This is a genomic window from Phyllobacterium bourgognense (assembly GCF_003337575.1).
Taxonomy (GTDB): domain Bacteria; phylum Pseudomonadota; class Alphaproteobacteria; order Rhizobiales; family Rhizobiaceae; genus Phyllobacterium; species Phyllobacterium bourgognense.
In genome coordinates, this window is the sequence record NZ_QPJM01000003.1 from 211,003 (window position 1) to 231,103 (window position 20,101).

Below are 20,101 nucleotides of genomic sequence, written 5' to 3' on the forward strand. Positions count from 1 at the left end.
AGGCCATTATTTTGCGTTCATAATATACCAAAACGTCTGTCCGGGGCAAACGCATGAGTACTATAGTTCTTCAAGCCATGACCGCCAAAATGCGCATCGTGTTCGCATTGAGCTGTGTTGTTTTCCTGAGCCTTGCCGGTGTTGCGCAGGCGCAGACTGCGGCGACCGAACCGCCACCCAAAAAAGTCGAAGAGCTTCTGAAGCTGCTGGATGATCCCGAAATCAAAGCATGGATCGCCGCCAAGGGTGCACCGCCTGCGGCGGCGGAAGAGGAGGCTTCCGTTGCGGGATCGGCAAGCGACTTCATGCAATGGTCGAACGCCATTCGGGCGCACCTGCGCGGCATCGTACAGGCCATTCCGGCAGTTCCTGGCGAGTTTGCGGGGGCACGCTCAACGATCATGACCGAAATCAACGGCCGACGTCCGGGAGCGATCCTGGTGCTCTTTGCTGCGTTTGCTGCACTCGGCTTCGGGGCCGAATTTGTCTTTCGGCGTATTCTCGGCCGGGCGCGCCGGAAAATGGCGGTGCCGGCCGCAACTGAGGCAGATACGCCCAAACGGCATCATGTAATTGGCCGATCGATTTTTGCCGCTATGGCACCGCTGGTGGTCTTTGCTTTGGCCAGTATCGGTGCCTTCCACGCCTTTACGTGGCCGCCGCTGTTGGCCATGCTTGTCCTGCCCATGCTAGTCGCCCTGATCGCCTGGCGCGTGATCATACGATTGGCCGCCATTGTGCTTGCAACCGACCGCAAGCAAGCAGACGGCGGCGAGATCGTGGCGCGTCTCATTCCGATGGATGATGTGCAGGCCGCGTTCTGGTATCGCCGTGTTGCCTGGTTCACGGGCATCTTCTTCACAGGTTGGGCGGTGGCCGGAGTGATGACCGCGCTCAATTTTACCCCCAACGTCAGGAGCCTGATCGTTTACACACTCGGCCTTGGACTTTTGGCCGTGGCGCTGGAAACCGTCTGGAACCGGCCGGAGGCCCCCGTTGCATCCAGGGCCTACCGCGCCAAGGAGTGGCTGCTCACACTCTATCTATGCGTACTTTGGTTGTTATGGGTTGCCGGCATGAGCCTGGCTTTCTGGATTGGCGTCTATGCCATCATCCTGCCTCCTATCTTGAAGACGACCAGCACAATCGTAAAGTCGTTCTTCGCCGGTCCTGATGATGCGTCAAAAGCCAGGAATCCGGTCCTTGAAGTCCTCCTGGAGCGGGGAGCAAGGGTGATCATCATCATACTTGCCGTCGCCTGGCTCGGCGCAGTCATTCGTTTTCGCGCAAGCGGATTGATGGAGGACGAGGCCGCGAGCCGCATCGTTCGCGGCGTGTTGGGCGGCGTGGTGATCCTGCTCGCCGCAGATCTGATCTGGCATATGCTTAAAGGCCTCATCAATCAGCGCATTGAACGCGCCCGCATCGAGGGCGGCGACGAGGCTGCACTGGCCCGCAGCGGGCGGATGATGACCTTGCTGCCGATTCTGCGCAATTTTCTTGCCGTGCTCATCGCTGCGGTTGCCGTGATGATGGTCCTGTCCGGTCTTGGCGTGGCAATCGGTCCGTTGATCGCGGGTGCGGGCATTTTCGGCGTCGCCATCGGCTTCGGCTCTCAGGCCCTGGTCAGGGACATCATCAGCGGCGTGTTTTATATGACCGACGACGCGTTTCGGGTGGGAGAATATATCCAGAGTGGCAGCTACAAGGGCACAGTCGAATCCTTCAGTATCCGCTCCGTCAAATTGCGGCACCATCGCGGTCCGATCTTCACCGTGCCGTTCGGCACGTTGGGTGCCGTGCAGAACATGAGCCGCGACTGGGTCATCGACAAATTCCTTATTTCAGTCAGCTACGACACGGATATCGCCAAGGTCAAAAAGCTGGTGAAAGCGGTCGGCGCGGAACTGTTGCAGGATCCGGAATTCGGCCCGCAGATCATCGAGACCGTCAAGATGAAGGGCGTCGAGGCTTTCGGCGACTATGGTATCAATCTGAGCTTCGCCATGATGACAAAACCGGGGCATCAATCCACGATCCGGCGCCGCGCCTATGCCATGATCAGGGAAGCGTTCGGAGCCAATGGCATCGGCTTTGCGTCACCAACGGTGCAAGTTGCCGGTAATGAGGATCATACGGCAAATGTCGCGGCGGCAGCCACAAACGACGCGATAGCACGCAAAAAGGCTGCCGAAGCCGCAAAGCTGCAGGAGAATTGAGTTCAGAGCTGGGTCTTCGCGCGGCTCTTGCGCCGTATGAGAACTGCCTTTACCGCAAACCCCGCCATGGATTGCATATCCCGATTGCCGATGATGAAAGCGGCGCGTACGAAACGGGCCAGCGTGTTGATTTCGTCGTCTGACAAGTCTTGGCCATTCAGCTGCCGGACGGCCGAATCAAGGGAGCGCTGCATGAGCTGGGCATCAGCGTTCGAATAGTTGTTACTGTTGCTTCTAAACAATACCAATTGGTACACCCATCATGCTTTGGTCAACTATCGAGAGTTGGCAAACGACCTCATGCACGGCTCTTCATGTATGGTCACGTATTAATCTTGATACGAGCTACATCAATAAGTTGTGATAAAAGTGTTACACAATTTTTGGTTATATTATGTACTCCAGCATACAATTTGTATTGCAATAAATCAAACAAGGTCATGCGCTTAGTTTGAGAAAACAAGAAAGTACGCATGAATCACCCGGTGTTCCTCTGATAGCGGGCCTCCAATGCAGCACAGCCCCAGATGATTCCGATGAGCAGCCAGAAATGCCGCCAATGGTCGGTGTCGATGATATTGCCGATGGCTACATGCGCTACATAAACCAGATAGGCGCAGAGCAGAAAGGGTTGCCAGGGACGCTCGCGAAACAGGATGCGCAGTCCGAGACCCAGCGTCAGCATGGTGAGCGTCAGATAGCTGATAAATCCGATCCAGCCGTAGTCCAGCGCCGCTTTCAGCCAGATATTATGCGTGTCCTCGCCGAAGATCGGTCCGAACTCCAGCGGACCTATACCGAGCGGATGATCGATCGACATGAGCATCCCGTACCAGTGACGCGCAAAGCGTCCGAATTGCGCATCGTCATAATCTTGCACCAGCTGCGCTCGCGCGGTGAAAAGGTCGGCAACGCTCGGGATTTGCAGCGCGACCACGACAGCGAGCAGGACAAACACGACAGCAAGGCCCGCAAGCAGAATGATCCGCGTCCGGAACAGCGGATTGGGGTTTCTGATGAACAGAAGCAGGGCCAGGCCGGCAATGATCAGTGCGGCCATTCCCCAGGCCGCACGCGAGAAAGACAGGAAGATGCCAAGCGTCAGGATAAGGATCGGGATCAGGCGCAACGGCAACGCTCGAAGGTCGCCCACCAGCACGCCATGCACCAGCCAGGCAAGTGGCAGCATGAGAAAAGGACCGAAAACATTCGGGTCCTGGAAAGCACCCATCGCGCGGCCATAGCGCGTGAATAGTTCTGCTCCGGGAAAGGCATCGAAATAACCGAGGATACCGAGCAGCGATGTGCCGATCGCAGCGATGATATAGGCCTTGAAGATGACACGCAGGACGCGATGGTCGGCGTCGATGATCGCTGCGAAGAAAACCGCCGTGAAACCGAGGAAAAGCGAAACGGCGATGTACATCGGAGCCGCTTTGAGGTCGGGCATTTGCGCCAGGGAGACAAGGCCGCCGAGATTGAAAACCACCAGAATCGCGAGGAGGGCGGCGACCGTGCGCGACAATCTCAGGCCGAACAGGGCCCAGATGGCGATGAGACCTGCCATGTAGAGCTCGTATGGCGCTGGTTCATCGATGACGAAGCCGCTGAGGAACACCCCGAAGCCCACGGCAAAAGTCGAAATCAATCTGATCAGAGCGCGGTTTTTTGCGGCGTGATCGACGCTGGTCCGCCGGTTCTGATCAATTGCCGCGCTCAATAGGCATTATCCGTGTTGAGAAGTCGCACGGGAGTAAGGAACAGGATTTTCAGGTCAAACCACAACGACCAGTTCTCGATGTAGTAAAGATCGAATTCCGTGCGCATCTTGATCTTGTCGTCCGTGTCGACTTCGCCGCGCCAGCCATTGATCTGTGCCCATCCCGTCACGCCGGGCTTGACCCGATGCCGTGCGAAATAGCCGTCGACAACCTCGTTATAGAGCAGATTGCGCGTATGCGCGGCGATGGCGTGTGGCCGGGGGCCGACGAGTGACAGCGTTCCCATCAATGAATTGAAGAACTGCGGAAGTTCGTCGATCGAAGTCTTGCGAATGAAGCGGCCGACGCGGGTCACGCGAGGGTCGTTCTTGACCACAGCGTTGCGCGCCGTGGGATCGCACATCTCGGTGAACATCGAGCGGAACTTCCAGACTTCGATGACCTCGTTGTTGAAGCCATGCCGGAGTTGCTTGAAGATCACCGGCCCCTTGCTTTCAAGCTTGATGGCAATGGCAGTTGCCAGAATGACCGGACTGAAGACGATCAGGCCGAAGACGCTGAAGAAGATGTCGAAGGCGCGCTTGGCCACCGAATCCCAGTCGTTGATCGGCTTGTCGAACAGGTCGATCATGGCGACGGACCCGATATAGGAATAGGCGCGTGGGCGGAACTGCAGATGGTTGTTGTGCGCCGACAGGCGTATATCGACGGGCAGAACCCAGAGCTTCTTCAAAAGCGACAGTACCCGCGCTTCCGCGGTGATGGGCAGGGAGACGATCAGCATATCGATCTGGGCGATGCGCGCGAACTCGATCAATTCGGAAATATTACCGAGCTTCGGATAACCGGCGACGATCGGCGGTGACCGCTTGGCATCGCGATCGTCAAAAACGCCGCAAATGCGAATGTCGTTATAGGGCTGTTGCTCGATCGACCGGATAAGGTCTTCCGCCGGTTTGCCTCCGCCAACGATAACCGCGCGCCGTTCCATCTTGCCGTTGCGGGCCCAGCGCCGGATCAGGCGCGACATGACTATGCGGAATACCAGGAAAAGGATCAGTCCCGATCCGTACCAGGTGCCGAACCACACACGCGAATAGTCTTCCGAGGTCTTGAGGAAAAACGCCGCCAGCGACATCATCGCGAAAGCGCCGGACCAGACGAGAATGAGTTTTCCGAACTTGCTGAAGGGGTCGCGCATGACGGCAAGCTGGTAGCTGTCGGTGAGCTCCAGGAGCATGATCGTGACCACTGCCGTGGCGAGGATCGCAAGCGAGTACTGCAGGAACGTGTAGGCCGACGGGCCGACGTAAATGATGAAGACAGCAATGCCCGCCAGCACGATGATCAAAAACTCGATGATCCGCATGATGCCGCTGATCATCACCGGCGAATTGGTGTCCTTGGCATATTGCGAGGCGATCTGATACGCGACCGGGCTCAGCACCGGCTTCTTGCCGGAGGTTCGCGGCGTGTCGGGCGTAAGGTTGCGAACAACCTCGCGCGAAAGCTTCGATTCCGCTTTTCTGTCTGTCATGATTCACCTGAAAGCCCGAATTGCCCGTCAATAGCACATATGCGCTAAGAAAGGCTTAGAGAATCTAACGGTCCAGTGCAGCGAAATACTCGGTTTCCAGCCGCGTAGCCATTGCCTCGACCCCGAACTTTTGCCTGAGCGCTTCGATACCCGGAAGCGTCTGCCTGTAGGCTGCGATATCGCCGATGACATAGGTCATTTTGCTAGCCAGATCATTGGCGTCCGGCTGCACCAGGGCAGGGGAATCATCGCCGAGGATTTCCGGAATGCCACCGACGCGACTGGCAATGACCGGCATCCCGGCGGCGAGAGCCTCGATCACGATATAGGGCAGGGCCTCGGCGCGTGAAGGGATCACCACCACCTTGGCCAGCCTGAATGCTTCATGCGCCTTCATCGGCATGAGAAAACTGATATTTGCAACCGCTTGCTTGACGAGGCTGGCTCGATCCTTGCCGTCGCCAACCATCACTGCTGTCAGGTTCTGGCCGCTTTGACTGTTCGCTTTCGCAAGGGCGTCGATAAAGATATCGGGTCCCTTCAAGACGCGCATCTCGCCGATAAATAGAAAATCGGCGGCGTCGTGCAATGTCACGATCGGTTCGAATTCACTGTCTGCCAGGCCGTTATAGATCAGCGCGAACCCGCACCGCGGTTCACCGACTTTCTTCGTATAAACGTTCTGTTCGAATGCGGAGACGAAAATGATCCTGTCGGTCATCTTCTCCATGGCGCGTTCGACCCGGAAAATCACACGGCCCTGCAGGCTGTTGGGATCGTAGTGTAGACTGCCGCCATGCGGAGAATAAAACCGGGCAACGCGCGAACCGGATACCCGCAGCCATGAGCCGAAGAGCCGCGCATAGGTGCCGCCCTTGGCGCCGTGCCCATGCAGGACATCCGGCTGCAATTTCTTGATGATTCTGTATGTCCGTAGTGCGGCCATCGCATCGCCCGGACCGATCTGGCGCTGCATGGCAATGCGTTTGAGGCCGAGCTCAAGCCTGTCGTTCAGCCCTGCAAGCAATGCTTCTTCGAAGTCACCGCCTGTCGATGCGTCGCAGATCACGCCGACCTTGTGACCGGCTTTGACTTGCGCTTCGATGAGATCGCGCACGTGGCGGAATATTCCGCCAACAGGCGCACGAAAACAGTGAACGATGCGAAGAGATGGTTTTTCGCCCATTCCGGTGATCAGAAAAATCGCTCGCGCACATAGATTGTGTCGCCGGGCAGCACCTGATCGGAAATGGTAACGCGGCCGGTCAGGCTTTCGCCGTTGAACTGGCGCGTGATATCGACGTCGTTCTGTTGGGCGCGCGGGGTAAAGCCGCCGGCCGCGGCAATGGCTTTTTGTGCGGTCATTCCCGGAACGTAGGAATATTGCCCGGCCGCACCGACTTCACCCATGATGAAGACGGGACGGTAGCGATCAATCTCGACTGCGACGTCCGGATCGCGCAGATAACCCTTGCGCAGCTTGGCGGCGACTTCCTTTTCGATCTGCTGGATGGTCTTGCCACGGGCAGGGACGCTGCCAATCAGCGGGATCGAGATATATCCGGCCTGGTCGACGCTATAGGTGTTGGTAATGCCTTCCTGCTCAAACACAGTCAGCCGAATGCGGTCGCCCGCATCCAGCATGTAAGGCTTGTTGATGGCTTCGTTGAACGCTGCCGGGGCCGGGCGGTAACTGGCGCAACCGCCCAGCGTCACGGAAACAACGCCGATGGCCACCAGAAAGATCTGCTTGCTGAACACGTCACGAACCCTAACAAACGTTGCGGAGAAGTTTTCTCGATTCTGTGCGGCGATTATCAGTTCATTAGGGTTAATGGCTGGTAAAGTTTAGCGGCGACAGGCAGGTTTACTGCACCCTGTGGTTGAATACTGAAGCTTCTTAACTCGCTGGTTACCATGCATCTTTACTATTATGCTATTCGTATTGGAGTGTTCTGGAATGCCCGCGAGCTCTGTCGGAAACGATGTGGACATTGATATAGGCGCGTTGTTTGCCAGCCTTTGGCGCAACAAGCTGCGAATACTCGTCGGCTCGCTGTTTTTGACGGCCCTGGCATTCCTGCTCATGTCTTTGGTCTCGCCAAAATATCGCGCCGAGACCCGCATCCTCATCGAAACGGGGGAATCGGTTTTCACCCGTCCGGCAAACCAGCAGGCGGACGACCGGCCGGTGCTGGATCCGGAGGGTATCAAGAGCCAGGTCGAACTCATAGGTTCGTCCGACCTCTTAAAACGCGTTATCGTCAAGCTCGACCTCGCGAAGAACCCCGAACTTTCTGCTGGTGCTGAACCCTCGGCGCTGTCGCGTCTGTTTGGCGCTATTGGTATCGGCACCAACCCGGATGAAGAGACGCGCGACGATTACATCCTTCAGTCCGTACGCGATCGCTTGCTGGTTTATAATGTTGCGGCTTCACGCGTCATTGTCATTCAGTTCTCCTCCAAGGATCCGGCGCTTGCCGCCTCGGTCGCCAACGCTATCGCCGACGAATATGTCGCTACGCAGCAATCGGCGAAGTCCCGGGCAAACACTGATGCAGCAGGCTGGCTGCAGCCGGAGATCGCCGATCTCAGCCAACGCGTCAAGGATGCCGAGGCGAAGGTAGCGGCGTACCGCAGTTCCTCGGACCTCCTGATCGGCCAGAACAATGCTGTTCTCGCCACCCAGCAGCTTTCGGAGCTCTCCACGGAACTGTCGCGCGTACGGGCAAACAGGGCTGCAAGCGAGGCAAGCGCCCAGAGTGTCCGCGCTGCGCTGGCGAAGGGTGCGCCTGTCGAAACGCTGCCCGCTGTCATGGCATCGCCTCTGATCCAGCGCCTACGCGAGCGTCAGGTACAGCTCAACAACGATATCGCCGATCTTTCTGCATCCCTGCTTAGCGGCCATCCTCGCATCCGGGCACTGCGTTCGCAGCTCGCAGATCTTAACAACCAGATCCGCCTTGAGGCGCGCAAGGTTCTTGGAAGCCTTGAGGCCGAAGCTGAAACGGCACGTTTACGCGAGAGCCAATTGACAAGCTCGCTCAATGAGTTGAAGGAGCAATCTGCAAAAGCAGGCGAGGAAGAGGTAGAATTGCGCGCCCTGGAGCGTGAGGCAACCGCCCAGCGGCAATTGCTCGAATCGTACCTGACCCGATACCGCGAGGCGTCGTCCCGCACGGATCGCGGCTATCTGCCAGCAGATGCGCGTATCTTCTCCCGCGCCGACAGGCCGATCGAGCCGTATTTCCCGAAGAAAATCCCGATGACGATTGCCGCATTTGTTGCGTCGCTGCTGCTCCTCAGCATCATCACTTTGCTGCGGGCTCTGTTCAGTGGGCAGGCGCTTCGTCCGGCCAATCCACAGCCAGCCATCGCGGAAGACATAACACCCCCGGTGGCCGTTCGCGGTATCCCTGAAACGGCTTCACCTGTTGTCGAACCTGCTACGCCCGTGGATATCCCCGAAGAGCCAGCGTTCGCCGAAACGAAAGAGCAGCCGGCGGAATTGGACACACCCGCCGCGGGGGCCCCGGCAGGAGCGCCGGCAATTCCCACCGGTCATTCGGGCATTGCCAATGTCGCGACGCGTTTGATGGCGAGCGGTGCAGCGCGCGCCGTGGTGGTCTCACCCGAAGGCGACGAAGCCTCGGCCTTGACCATCCTGCTCGTGCGCGAACTTGCCGACCGGGGCGTGCGGGTCATCCTCGTCGACATGACCGGGTCGGGGGAAATCGGCCGTTCCATGCTGGACGACAAGAACCTTCCTGGCATCACCAATCTTCTGGTTTCAGAAAAGCACTTCAGCGATGTCATCCACCCGGATCACTATTCGCAGGCCGAGATCATCCCGCTTGGCAACCACGATCCGTCAAAGGCCATGCAGTCCGTCGGGCGTTTGCCAATGATCCTCAATGCCTTGCAGTCGGCCTATGATCTTGTCGTTGTCGATGCGGGTCCGGCGACTGTTGTGGAGCTGAAGCATTTGCTGGCCGACGGAACGGAACTCATTCTCGGCGTTGTCGATCCTGACGACCCCGACGTAGCCGCTACAGCCAAGGCTGTTTATGACGCGAAGCTGCTTGAGCCCGAATTGCTGACACCCTTCGAAAAAGAGCATCTGCGTCTCGATTCTGGCCGGATTGTACGTTCGGCTTAACGTTTGCCGAACAGACGCGAACGGGCCTTTTTCACCGCGGCCCAGACGGTTTCGTTTTTCTTGATGCGGCGCACCAGCTTGCCGCGCGCATCGAGGTATCCTGCGAACATTCGCCCCTTCGCCGTAAGGCTGACATCGGTGTCGTAGCTCGGCACTTCGATATCGGACCAGCTGCGTTTATACGGTTCGTCGCCAATGCCAAAACTGTAGACGGCAAGGTCGGTCTTGCAACTGTCCTGGATGTCTTCGAAAAACAGGAACTCGCCGGGGCTGGCGCTCACCAGTTCATCCTCTGTGATGCCGATGAAATCGATGAACGTTTGTTTTCTGGCATAGGACTTGCCGAGAACCGCGCGATACTGCCCACCCGCTTCAAGCGCTTTGAGTTGAAAGCGTGGCATTGCCGATTGAACCTCGTGGGCGAACAGCTGCTGGAAGAATTCCATGGTTCCCGCCGGTTCATAGGTGTTCTTGATACCAGCCTTGGCGAGCCGCGCTGCCTTGCACTCGAAATAGTTGTTCAGCATCGCGGTGGTCTCGACGGGAGTCGTTGCCGTCACGATGCGATATCCGCCTGCCTCCTCGAACCGCCGCGTGTTCTGACGATGCTTCTTCTTCTTGCGTTTGGCATTGTGCCGACCGACCACCGTTTCGAAATCCCGGTCCAACGTGATACCCAGGCTGATATTGGCATTCTCGCGGCTTTGCAGCTGCATCAACGGATTGGCCTTGCCGTCAAGCTCACCCAACTGCCGTACAAGCGAGACAACATCGATATCCGGCCGGACCTTGTGCAATGTTTGGAACAGAGTAGTGAGATCGGCCGCCGTAATTTGAGCATCAGCCGCCAGCGCCGGGAAGTTGCAATTGGCATGCGGCCCTCCTGGAAACGCGGCAATCCGGACCGGACCTCTTTTCACAATCTCCAACGGCAAAAGGAAAACCGGCCTTTCCGCTTCAAAAAGCGCCGCGACAAGACAGTCTGCGTTGACGCATGACTGCCAGAATGAAAACCAGTTGGCGGTTTGTGCTGGACCCGCAAGAAAATCTTCGCCCAGTTCATTCCACAATGCTTTGGCTTCAAGCGGTGCAATTATTTTTGCTTGTCGTGAAGTGATGGACATTCTTGCGTTCCATTGGAGGAGATGCGAAAGGCGGCGAGGTTTGTTGATCAACCATATATAAACGTTTAAGTCGCAAGAGTTGATGAACAGAATCCCTTCGATATCTCAAATAACGCGAATTGGTGAAGGAATGGTCCACGCGGCCGACTTGATACGAAAAGCCGTGATGAGACTGGCTTGGCATAGCGGCTTTGCCTCAAGCACACGCGACCGCTTTGGCGGGCTCGGTTCCATCATCATGCTGCACCGGGTGCGTCCGGATTGTATCAGTCCGCTCGGCGTCACCCGTTCACTGGCGATCACGCCCGTCTTTCTCGATCAAATCATCACGTCGCTGAAGTCCGAGGGCACGGAAATCGTCTCCATGGATGAGATGGCCGAGCGCGTTAAAGCTGGATCGCCTGGCAAACGGCGCTTTGTCGCCATTACGCTCGACGATGGTTACAACGACAACATCAATCACGCCTATCCGGTTTTCCAGAAGCACAATGCGCCATTCACAGTCTATGCCGCGCCTGGTCTGATTGAGGGCGCTGCAGTTCTATGGTGGGAAATCGCCGAAAAACTCATCGCCAAGGCAGATCATATAAAGATCCCTGGCGGACCGGAATGGCGTTGCGGGACTCTGTTTCAAAAACGCGCAACGTTTCATTCCTTGATGCGCTATTTTTCGTTCACGCTGACCGAGCTGGAGCAATTGCCGGTCCTCCGTGAAATGTGCGCCCAGGAGGGGATGATGTGCGGCGTGCCCGCCGATCAGGACGTGATGAACTGGAAGGAAATGCGCCAGATCGCCAGCGATCCGCTATGCACGATCGGCGCGCATACGGTTCATCACTACAACCTTAAGAAATTGACTCCGGATATGGTCGCGCAGGAAATGCGCCTGTCCGCCGATATGCTGGAAGCAGAACTCGGCAAGCGGCCAGCTCATTTCGCCTATCCCTACGGCTCTTCAAAAGCTGCGGGACGACGCGAAGCCGGGATAGCCGCGGCAGAAGGTTTTGTCTCCGCCGTCACGACAAGGCACGGCACCATCCACGCCGAACACCGGGCCAATATGTGGGCGCTGCCACGCATCTCCATCAACGGCCGCTTCCAGAAACTGGTCTATGCCAGGACGATGATGAGCGGCGTGACGACGCCGATCGCCAATGCGGGAAGGCGAGTGGTTCAGGCTTAAAAGGGCTGGTGCGGCTTTCGAGAACCGGAGCGCAGTGGACATTCTAGTCCATGAGCACCGGAAACGCAGAAAGTCGCATCAGACGTCCATCAGGGTGAATTCTTCTTAGGCGCCTTTTCCATCCAGCTGATGATAAACATCGCCGGTACGACCCAAAGGAATCCTGTCCCGAAGAAATAAAGCAGATGAACCCACGGGCCGGAATTGCCGAGCAGAGCGACGGCAAAGATCGTTGCTACAACTGCATAGACGCAGACGAGCGCCACGAGCAGAAATGTTCCGATGAGCTTCTTCAGCCTGACAGGCATCGTGCGATCCATTCTCCAGTTTCGGGCCATCCTCTACGCGTTAAACCCATCGAGGCAAAGCAAAAAAGGTCGGCTCGAGGTATAAACGCGACGGCGTGTCGCGTGAACCGCGCTTGTCATGCAACCGCTTATGCTGCACCTATCGGCGCAATAAGGAGCGTCTTGCATGGCTGCCAACACACTATCCCAGGGCATGGTCGTCTCGGTTCAGGACCGCGAAGCGCGAAACCGCAAATATATCCGCATCTGGCTTTATCTGGTGCTGATCGTTCTGGCGACCATCGTCCTTGTCGGCGGTGCAACACGCATGACCGGCTCCGGCCTTTCCATCACCGAATGGAAGCCTGTCCATGGCATCATACCGCCGTTCGGCCATGATCAATGGATGGAGGAATTCGATAAATACCGGCAGATTCCGCAATATCAGCAGCTGAACAAGGGCATGAGCCTGGCGGAGTTCCAGCAAATCTTCTGGTGGGAATGGGCGCATCGCTTTCTCGCGCGCGGCGTCGGCTTTCTCGTCGCCGTACCGCTCGCCTTCTTCTGGCTCACCGGCAGGCTGGAGCGCCGGTTGAAGCCGCGCATGATCTTCATTCTGGCGCTTGGCGCTCTGCAAGGCGCCGTCGGCTGGTGGATGGTCGCCTCGGGGCTTGTCGACCGTGTCGACGTCAGCCAGTACCGGCTCGCCACGCATCTCACGCTTGCCTGCATCATCTTCGCGGCCGTCATGTATGTGGCGCGCGGCCTTGCCGTCTACTCCGAAGCGCCGGCCAATCGCCAGATTCAGCGCTTCGCCGGCTGGTTCGTGCTCTTTGTCTTCATCCAGATTTATCTCGGAGCGTTGGTCGCTGGCCTTGATGCTGGGCTTTCCTACAATACCTGGCCGCTAATGGACGGGGCAGTCATTCCCGGCGATCTCTTCCCGATCCAGCCGATCTGGCACAATCTCTTCGAAAGCCCGAAGACAGTGCAATTCGTCCATCGCTGCTTTGCTTATTTCGTGTTGATCGTGGCTATCTGGCAGGCTGTATCGACAGTCCGGCAAGCCCCCGGCACCACCCATGCGCGCCGCGCCGTGCTTCTTGTCGTTCTGGTAACCCTGCAAGCGGCGATCGGCATCACGACGCTTTTGATGCAGGTGCCGATCGGCCTCGGGCTGCTGCATCAGTTCTTCGCCATTGTCATTCTCGGGTTTTCCGTCGCCCATTGGCGCGGCACCAAGGGCGCTTATCCGCGTGAGACAGAAGTCGTCGCTGGGCGCTAGAGCAAGTTTTGTTTATTCAGAGCCAGTTCTGTTTCACGGATGGCGAGACAATCCACGCGGAAGGTGGCGAGGCCGATGTGTGTGCATCGGACGAAGCCGCCTGACAAAGTGGATGTCCGCCAGCCGGAAACCCGGAGGGCCTGGTGAATTTGGTCCAAATCCTTCGGGTTTCGGCGTCGCCCGATGGAAGGACATCGGCCTCGCAAAACCCCTCGACCTTGAACCAAATTCTCTCCGGCAGAACGACTCTGAATAGACAGAATTTGCTCTAGGTATCGCGTGCCCAAAGCTGGGGCACTTCCTTGTAGGTGTGAATTACACTGTCGGCGTGGACCAATATCAAACCGTCAGATTGCGCTTGAGTTATCAGCATCCGGTCGAAGGGGTCTGGATGTGACCATGCGAGTTGTCCCGCAAGTTCTGCATGATGCGGCGATATGGAGAGCGGCAAAAAGCCATTTCGCTCGATGGCTGCATGGGGCGAGCCGGAAAATCGTAACTTGCCCTTGGCGCTTTTGATGGCAATTTCCCAGATCGACGCTGCGCTGATGTAGATCTGGTTGTCAGGATTGGCAATTGCGTCGCGGGTTACAGAGCCGAGTCTATCGGCGCCCTCATCCCACCAGAGAAGAACATGTGTGTCGAGCAGCAGCTGCATTACAATGTGTCATCGTTGAACAGTGCTGCGATCTCCGGATCTAACGCGTCGAAGTCTTCGGCAATATAGGAGATCCCGAGCGCATGAGCAGGCTTGCGCGGCTCCTGCTGTTTCGGCAAAGGGCCGAGTTTTGCGAGCGGGATACCATTCTTGGCAATGATGACCTCTTCGCCAGACGCCGCGCGATCCACCAAACTTGAAAGGTTCGTCTTCGCATCATAGAGGTTGATCTGGTCCACAGTTCTTCTCCTTGACCAAGTAGACCAAAGGTACCATGGGCACATCATTTGGTCAACTTGGTCAATACGGCTCAAACTGTTTGGAACACACATCGGATTGCCTCTGCCACGCCAAGGCTGCGCTTCGACTCGTCGAAATTGCCGTCCTCGTCATGCCATGAGGCCGAGAGGCAGGCATGGGTCATGCCAAAGCCCAGAATGGTTTTTATATCGCGGTTGAAAGCTTGCGAGAACGTCTGCGCCATGGTTGCAATGCGACGCTCGCTTATCCGCAGATCATCGCGATCCAGCGGGTTGTAGAACATGTTGGCAGTGTCAAACATCGGATCGCCGATCAGGCCCTTGGGATCGATCACCAGCCAGCCGCGTTTCCCGTGCAGTACGTTCTCGTGGTGCAGATCGCTATGCAGCGGCTGGACGTTTTGTTGATTGTTCAGGAGCATGTCTGCAACGGCCGCCGCTTCGACGAACTGGCTGTTCACCCCACGTGTCCGGCCTGCCTCAGCCTTCTTGAACAGGCTGGCGAAATGCGTCCGCAACGGTATGAGTCCCGGGGGGAAGGGTCGGTTTTGCAGTTTCGACTGCATGAGGCGCAGGAACACATTGACAAAGGTCTGCGTCGCGTCGTCGTCACCGTGTTCGTTGAGATGATCAAGCAGGGTGCGCGCGCCGGCATATTCAAGCAGGAGGTTATTACCCCGCTGCGCCAGCAAACGAATACAGCTGTTGCCGTCGTGCCAGTCCAGATAGCGCGTGCCACCCAACTCTTCCCGCACACCGAGCGGTGTCAGATGTTTGATGATTGCGGGCTCGCCATCTTCCAGCCGCACCTTGACGATCCGGCTGGTGGGGGTCTCGGCGACGAGTTCGGGGGAGGAGACTTTCCACTCCGGTGGGAAAGTCTCCGCTATTACGTCAAGCATTTCCCAACATGAGATCGAGATTCTGCACTGCAGCCCCCGACGCACCCTTGCCGAGATTGTCGAGGAGGGCGACCAGATTGACCTGGCCGCTGCCTTCAGTACCGAACACATAGAGCTTCATGATGTCCGTATCGCGCAGCTCTTCCGGATCGAGGCGGGGCAACATGACGCTTTCGGCCAGCGGCACCACCTGCACGATGTTCTGACCCTCATAATGCGCGGTCAACGCTGCGTGGATATCCGCCATTGAGGCATTACCGTTGAGATCGTCTGTAAACAGCGGCACCTGCACGATCATACCCTGCGCAAAACGCCCGACGCTAGGCGAAAAGATAGGTTTGCGATCCAGATGCCCATGCACCTGCAACTCCGGCACATGCTTGTGTTTCAGTGGCATTGCATAGAGGAAATGGTTCGCCGCAATATGATCGGGCGCGTCCGGATTTTCCATCTGCGCAATCATCTGTTTGCCACCGCCGGTATAGCCGGAGACTGCATTGACCGTGACCGGATAATCGCCTGGCAGGATACCCGCATCGCGCAAGGGGCGAACCAGTGAAATAGCGCCGGTCGGGTAACAGCCGGGATTGGCGACGAGCCGGGCATCGGCAATCTTCTGGCGCTGGTCGCGATCAAGCTCGGCGAAGCCGTAAGCCCAGTCCGGATGCACGCGGTGCGCGGTCGAGGTGTCGATAATCTTCGTCGAGTTGTGCCCTTCGAGAATCGATACCGCTTCCTTCGACGCATCGTCGGGCAGGCAGAGGATGGCGACATCCGTTTCTTTGAGAAAGTCCGCGCGCATATCCTTGTTGCGCCGCTCGGCTTCCGGAATCGAAAGAACCTCGAGATCGTCGCGGCCCGCAAGCCGGGTGCGGATCTGCAGGCCGGTGGTGCCGTGTTCGCCGTCGATGAAGATTTTCGGTTTCATGGGAATGCCCTTGGAAGCTTTGAATTCAGGAGCTTAGCTCAGTTTTTTCTATTGGCCTTGGCTGCTATGCGTGGTTCGACAAGCTCACCATGAGGGAGAACGGTGGGTTGCAAGATAACCACCAATCTCCCAAATGAGGGTGATACCGTTGCAAGGTAGTTCCCTGCAGTCAACCAACCTCCCTCATGGTGAGCTTGTCGAACCACGCACAGCAGCATTGCCAGGATCATCATAGTTTTTGGTTGGCCTTTTTCTCTGCCAGTATACCCAGATAATACATCGCGATTGTGGCACCTGCGATCGCCGTCACGTCCGCATGGTCATAGGCGGGCGCAACCTCAACGACGTCGGCGCCGACAATGTTCAGTTCCGTCAGATGCCGCAGCACCGAGAGTATCTTTGCGGAGGAGGGCCCGCCGGCGACCGGTGTTCCGGTCCCCGGCGCGAAGGCCGGATCGAGACAATCGATGTCGAAGGTCAGATACACCTTCCTGCCCGCTGTCCGGGCAATGATCTGTTTCGCAATGTCCGCTGCGGACATTTCCTCAACCTCGTAGCCATAAACGATCTTCAGACCGCAATCGTCGGGAGCGTGGGTGCGGATGCCGACCTGGATCGAATGAGCAGGATCGATGACGCCATCGCGGGCTGCACGGCCGACGAACGATCCATGGTCGATGCGCTTGTTGTCATCGTACCAGGTGTCCTGATGCGCATCGAACTGCACCAGCGCTACGGGACCATGCTTTGCCGCATGCGCCTTGAGAATCGGCCACGTCACGAAATGGTCGCCGCCGAGCGAAAGCAGGAACGCGCCGGATTTGATGATCTTTGCAGCTTCCCGCTCGATCGTCGCCGGGGTTTTCTGGTGATTGCCGTAGTCAAGCAGGCAATCGCCGTAGTCGATCACCGCCAAATCGGCGAACAGGTCGCGCTGGAACGGATATTGCGGATCGTTGTCGAAGATCGCCGACGCCCGCCGTATCGCCTGCGGGCCAAACCGCGCGCCTGGACGGTTGGAAACGGCAGCGTCGAACGGAATGCCCCAAACCACAGCTTCTGCACCGTTCAGATTCTTCGTATAGCGGCGGCGCATGAAGGAGAGGGCGCCCGCATGGGTTGGATCAGTCGCCGCGCTGGTCAGATTGCGCGCTGTAAAGGCGTGATCGATGGACTTCGATGGCATTGGATTTCTGCTCCGGGGATTCCTGCATCTTCAGCTGTGCGTGGTTCGACAAGCTCACCATGAGGGAGCTCATTGATTGCAGGGAGCCAAGAGATGCAACGTTGGCGACTATCGTTGCAATCAGCCCAACTCCCTCATGGTGAGCTTGTCGAACCACGCACGGCGGCGAAGCTACCGTAAACTTGCATCGGCGCAACAAAAAAGCGGACCCGAAGGCCCGCTTTTTGTTCGTGTCCATATAAAGCGATATTAGCGCTTCGAGAACTGGAACGAGCGACGGGCTTTCGCCTTGCCGTACTTCTTGCGTTCGACGACGCGGCTGTCGCGTGTCAGGAAGCCGCCCTTTTTCAGAACGCCGCGCAGTGCAGGTTCGAAATAGGTGAGGGCCTTGGAGATGCCGTGACGAACGGCACCAGCCTGACCGGACAGACCACCACCGGCAACGGTAGCGATAACGTCGTACTGGCCGGCGCGGTTGGCAGCAACGATCGGCTGCTGCAGGATCATCTGCAGAACCGGACGGGCGAAATACTTGCCGTATTCCTTTTCGTTGATGACGATCTTGCCGGAACCTGGCTTGATCCAGACGCGGGCGACCGCATCCTTGCGCTTGCCGGTTGCGTAAGCACGGCCCTTGGCATCGAGCTTCTGGACATGAACCGGTGCAGCGGCCTGCGTCGGGGCGACTGCAGAAGTACCGAGTTCTGCGAGCGAGTTGAGCTCAGCCATTCTTATGCGCTCCTTTTGTTCTTGGAATTCAGCGCGCCAACGTCGAGGACTTCAGGTGCCTGAGCTTCATGTGGGTGGTTGGAACCGGCGTAAACGCGCAGGTTCTTCATCTGGCGACGGCCGAGCGGGCCACGGGGAACCATGCGCTCGACAGCCTTCTCAACGACGCGTTCCGGAAAACGGCCTTCGAGCAGCTGACGGGCAGTGCGTTCCTTGATGCCGCCGGGATGGCCGGTGTGCCAGTAATAAACCTTGTCGGTAAACTTCTTACCGGTGAGCGCAACCTTGTCGGCGTTGATGATGATGACATTGTCGCCATCGTCCACGTGCGGGGTGAAGGTTGCTTTGTGCTTGCCGCGCAGGATGTTGGCGACGATGGAAGCAAGACGGCCGACGACGAGACCTTCGGCGTCGATCAGGATCCACTTTTTCGTCACATCTGCCGGCTTCTGTGTGAAGGTAGCCATTGTGTTCGTCCTTGAGATCATCCTTCATAAAAGAAGGCTTTTCTTGTTGCTTGGGTTATGCGGAAGCTTGAATTCCCGCATAACAATGAAAAACGGCGGGAAACCCCACCGCAGTCGAGGGTTTCAATAAAGGGGCCAGGCGCTCGCGTCAAGTGACCATTTTCACCACGCATTATAAATAATATAGCAAATACAAACGCTTATTGAAAAGGTATTATATTACCACACCTTTTTGATAGTGTTCTGCGACGGAATCGGCTTGGTCAGCCCATGCAGAACCCCGATCGATCACACGCCCGCCGGATAAACCATTCTAACGATATCTGTTCGAAAACGTTGCCGCGGCCCATCCTCGGCATCCACTCCGGTTATTGGACGCTCCTTCAGCCTGAATGGCAAGACCTATACCGTGGTATGGCTCGCCCTATGCCTCGACCCCAATTTACCACGAACTCGCCTCAACGTAGCTTCGTCGACGCCGTGTGTAAGGCGGCGGTCAGCAAACACAGGAGGCAAACATGAACCTGCAACAAACTTCACACCCCGCAAGATCGGCCCCAGACGAGCTGGTTCCGTCGCGCTACGCGTTGAAGATCGGCGAGATTGACGTAATGGTGGTCAGCGACGGGGTACTACCGTTACCGGGCAAGATGCTGGGCCACAACGCCGATGCCGCCGAACGGGCGGCCTGGCTGGATTATAATTTCCTGCCGACGGACACGCTTGATTGGGGGCTGAACGTGGTCGTGGTGCGTAGCGGCGGCAAGACCATCCTCATCGATGCCGGGCTGGGGGAGGACCCGAAATTGAACTTGCCGCGGGCCGGGCAGTTGGCCCATCGGCTGGAGGCCGCTGGCATCGATCTTGCGTCGGTGACCGACGTGGTGCTTACCCATATGCATATGGACCACATTGGCATGCTGCTCGTCGACGGGGTGAAGGAGCAGCTGCGTCCTGACCTGAAAATCCACGTGGCCGCCGCCGAGGTCGAGTTCTGGACACATCCCGATTTCTCTCATGTGTCCATGCCGCAGGGGTTCCCGGACGCACTTCGGGCGGCCGCCAAGCGGTTCGCGGAAGAGTACCGCAGTAATCTGCAGACGTTCGAGGAAGAGTACGAGGTTGCGCCGGGGGTGGTAGTCACCCGCACCGGCGGCCATACACCCGGGCACAGCGTGGTGCGCCTCGCGTCCGGCGGCGACCGGCTGATGTTCGCCGGCGACGCCGTGTTCGCGGTCGGGTTCGAGCATCCCGACTGGTTCAACGGCTTCGAACATGACCCCGAGGAGGCTGCCCGCGTTCGCGTCCGTCTTTTGAAGGAGCTGTCGGCGAACGGCGAGCTCCTGGTGGCCACTCACCTGCCATTCCCATCGGTCGGCCATGTGGCGGTTGAAGGCGACGCCTTTCGGTGGGTGCCGATCTTCTGGGACTACTGACCGCTTGTTGGGTTAGGCCT

Annotated in this window: 19 protein-coding genes; 5 read left to right on the top strand and 14 right to left on the bottom strand. The window is 57.6% G+C overall.

Annotated elements, in window-relative coordinates; genetic code table 11:
* Positions 1-53: 53 nt before the first annotated feature.
* Positions 54-2,219, top strand: a complete 2,166-nt coding sequence (locus tag C7476_RS07420; RefSeq protein ID WP_245426208.1) for a mechanosensitive ion channel family protein — start codon at positions 54-56, stop codon at positions 2,217-2,219.
* A gap of 2 nt (positions 2,220-2,221) precedes the next feature.
* Here the strand turns inward: C7476_RS07420 and C7476_RS07425 are convergent, their stop codons facing one another.
* The 5 genes from C7476_RS07425 to C7476_RS07445 form a co-directional block, all read right to left on the bottom strand.
* On the bottom strand, positions 2,222-2,413 hold the full coding sequence (locus tag C7476_RS07425) for a hypothetical protein (RefSeq protein WP_114429245.1): 192 nt from the start codon (positions 2,411-2,413) through the stop codon (positions 2,222-2,224).
* A 284-nt stretch (positions 2,414-2,697) separates the two neighbouring features.
* Positions 2,698-3,939, bottom strand: a complete 1,242-nt coding sequence (locus C7476_RS07430; protein WP_114429246.1) for an O-antigen ligase family protein — start codon at positions 3,937-3,939, stop codon at positions 2,698-2,700.
* A complete protein-coding gene (locus C7476_RS07435; protein ID WP_114429247.1) occupies positions 3,936-5,477 on the bottom strand; it encodes an undecaprenyl-phosphate glucose phosphotransferase in 1,542 nt (513 codons plus the stop codon). Before C7476_RS07435 ends, C7476_RS07430 begins: the two co-directional genes overlap by 4 nt.
* Positions 5,478-5,541: 64 nt before the next feature.
* Positions 5,542-6,663, bottom strand: a complete 1,122-nt coding sequence (locus C7476_RS07440; RefSeq protein ID WP_114429248.1) for a glycosyltransferase family 4 protein — start codon at positions 6,661-6,663, stop codon at positions 5,542-5,544.
* Positions 6,664-6,671: 8 nt separating this feature from the next.
* A complete protein-coding gene (locus tag C7476_RS07445) occupies positions 6,672-7,238 on the bottom strand; it encodes a polysaccharide biosynthesis/export family protein (RefSeq protein ID WP_114429249.1) in 567 nt (188 codons plus the stop codon).
* Positions 7,239-7,437: 199 nt separating this feature from the next.
* Between C7476_RS07445 and C7476_RS07450 the strand changes: the two genes are divergently transcribed.
* Positions 7,438-9,636: a GumC family protein gene (locus C7476_RS07450; RefSeq protein WP_114429250.1), complete on the top strand. Its 2,199-nt coding sequence runs from the start codon at positions 7,438-7,440 to the stop codon at positions 9,634-9,636.
* Here C7476_RS07450 and C7476_RS07455 read toward each other — a convergent pair.
* Entirely contained in the window at positions 9,633-10,760 is a 1,128-nt protein-coding gene (locus C7476_RS07455; protein ID WP_114429251.1) for a GNAT family N-acetyltransferase, read from the bottom strand. The two genes, C7476_RS07450 and C7476_RS07455, sit on opposite strands and share 4 nt — an antisense overlap.
* A gap of 166 nt (positions 10,761-10,926) precedes the next feature.
* On the opposite strand from C7476_RS07455, the gene C7476_RS07460 reads away from it, so the two are divergent.
* Positions 10,927-11,943, top strand: a complete 1,017-nt coding sequence (locus tag C7476_RS07460; RefSeq protein ID WP_181872378.1) for a polysaccharide deacetylase family protein — start codon at positions 10,927-10,929, stop codon at positions 11,941-11,943.
* Positions 11,944-12,032: 89 nt separating this feature from the next.
* Here C7476_RS07460 and C7476_RS07465 read toward each other — a convergent pair whose 3' ends face one another.
* Positions 12,033-12,251, bottom strand: a complete 219-nt coding sequence (locus tag C7476_RS07465) for a DUF2842 domain-containing protein (RefSeq protein WP_114429253.1) — start codon at positions 12,249-12,251, stop codon at positions 12,033-12,035.
* Positions 12,252-12,444: 193 nt separating this feature from the next.
* On the opposite strand from C7476_RS07465, the gene C7476_RS07470 reads away from it, so the two are divergent.
* Complete coding sequence (locus C7476_RS07470; RefSeq protein WP_425373959.1) at positions 12,445-13,515, top strand: COX15/CtaA family protein; 1,071 nt, start codon at positions 12,445-12,447, stop codon at positions 13,513-13,515.
* A 268-nt stretch (positions 13,516-13,783) separates the two neighbouring features.
* Here C7476_RS07470 and C7476_RS07475 read toward each other — a convergent pair whose 3' ends face one another.
* The 7 genes from C7476_RS07475 to rplM all read right to left on the bottom strand — a co-directional run bounded on the left by C7476_RS07475 (position 13,784) and on the right by rplM (position 18,645).
* Positions 13,784-14,173: a type II toxin-antitoxin system VapC family toxin gene (locus tag C7476_RS07475; protein WP_114429255.1), complete on the bottom strand. Its 390-nt coding sequence runs from the start codon at positions 14,171-14,173 to the stop codon at positions 13,784-13,786.
* Positions 14,173-14,412 (bottom strand): type II toxin-antitoxin system Phd/YefM family antitoxin, encoded by a 240-nt coding sequence (locus C7476_RS07480; protein ID WP_210207782.1) that lies wholly within the window; start codon positions 14,410-14,412, stop codon positions 14,173-14,175. The genes C7476_RS07475 and C7476_RS07480 overlap by 1 nt, the downstream gene beginning before the upstream one ends.
* Before the next feature lie 71 nt (positions 14,413-14,483).
* Positions 14,484-15,335, bottom strand: a complete 852-nt coding sequence (locus C7476_RS07485) for an aminoglycoside phosphotransferase family protein (RefSeq protein WP_114429256.1) — start codon at positions 15,333-15,335, stop codon at positions 14,484-14,486.
* A complete protein-coding gene (gene argC / locus C7476_RS07490; protein ID WP_114429257.1) occupies positions 15,328-16,263 on the bottom strand; it encodes an N-acetyl-gamma-glutamyl-phosphate reductase in 936 nt (311 codons plus the stop codon). The genes C7476_RS07485 and argC overlap by 8 nt, the downstream gene beginning before the upstream one ends.
* Before the next feature lie 229 nt (positions 16,264-16,492).
* Positions 16,493-17,449, bottom strand: coding sequence for an agmatinase (speB, locus tag C7476_RS07495; protein ID WP_114429258.1), 957 nt, complete (start codon positions 17,447-17,449; stop codon positions 16,493-16,495).
* A gap of 249 nt (positions 17,450-17,698) precedes the next feature.
* A complete protein-coding gene (rpsI, locus tag C7476_RS07500) occupies positions 17,699-18,178 on the bottom strand; it encodes a 30S ribosomal protein S9 (RefSeq protein WP_112530868.1) in 480 nt (159 codons plus the stop codon).
* 2 nt (positions 18,179-18,180) lie between these two features.
* Positions 18,181-18,645 carry a 50S ribosomal protein L13 gene (gene rplM, locus C7476_RS07505; RefSeq protein ID WP_112551331.1) on the bottom strand — a complete coding sequence of 155 codons (465 nt, stop codon included), beginning with the start codon at positions 18,643-18,645 and terminating at the stop codon, positions 18,181-18,183.
* Positions 18,646-19,163: 518 nt separating this feature from the next.
* Here rplM and C7476_RS07510 point away from each other — a divergent pair.
* The gene (locus C7476_RS07510) at positions 19,164-20,081 is read left to right on the top strand and encodes an MBL fold metallo-hydrolase (protein WP_114429259.1); all 918 of its coding nucleotides are present in this window, start codon (positions 19,164-19,166) and stop codon (positions 20,079-20,081) included.
* Positions 20,082-20,101 lie beyond the last annotated feature (20 nt).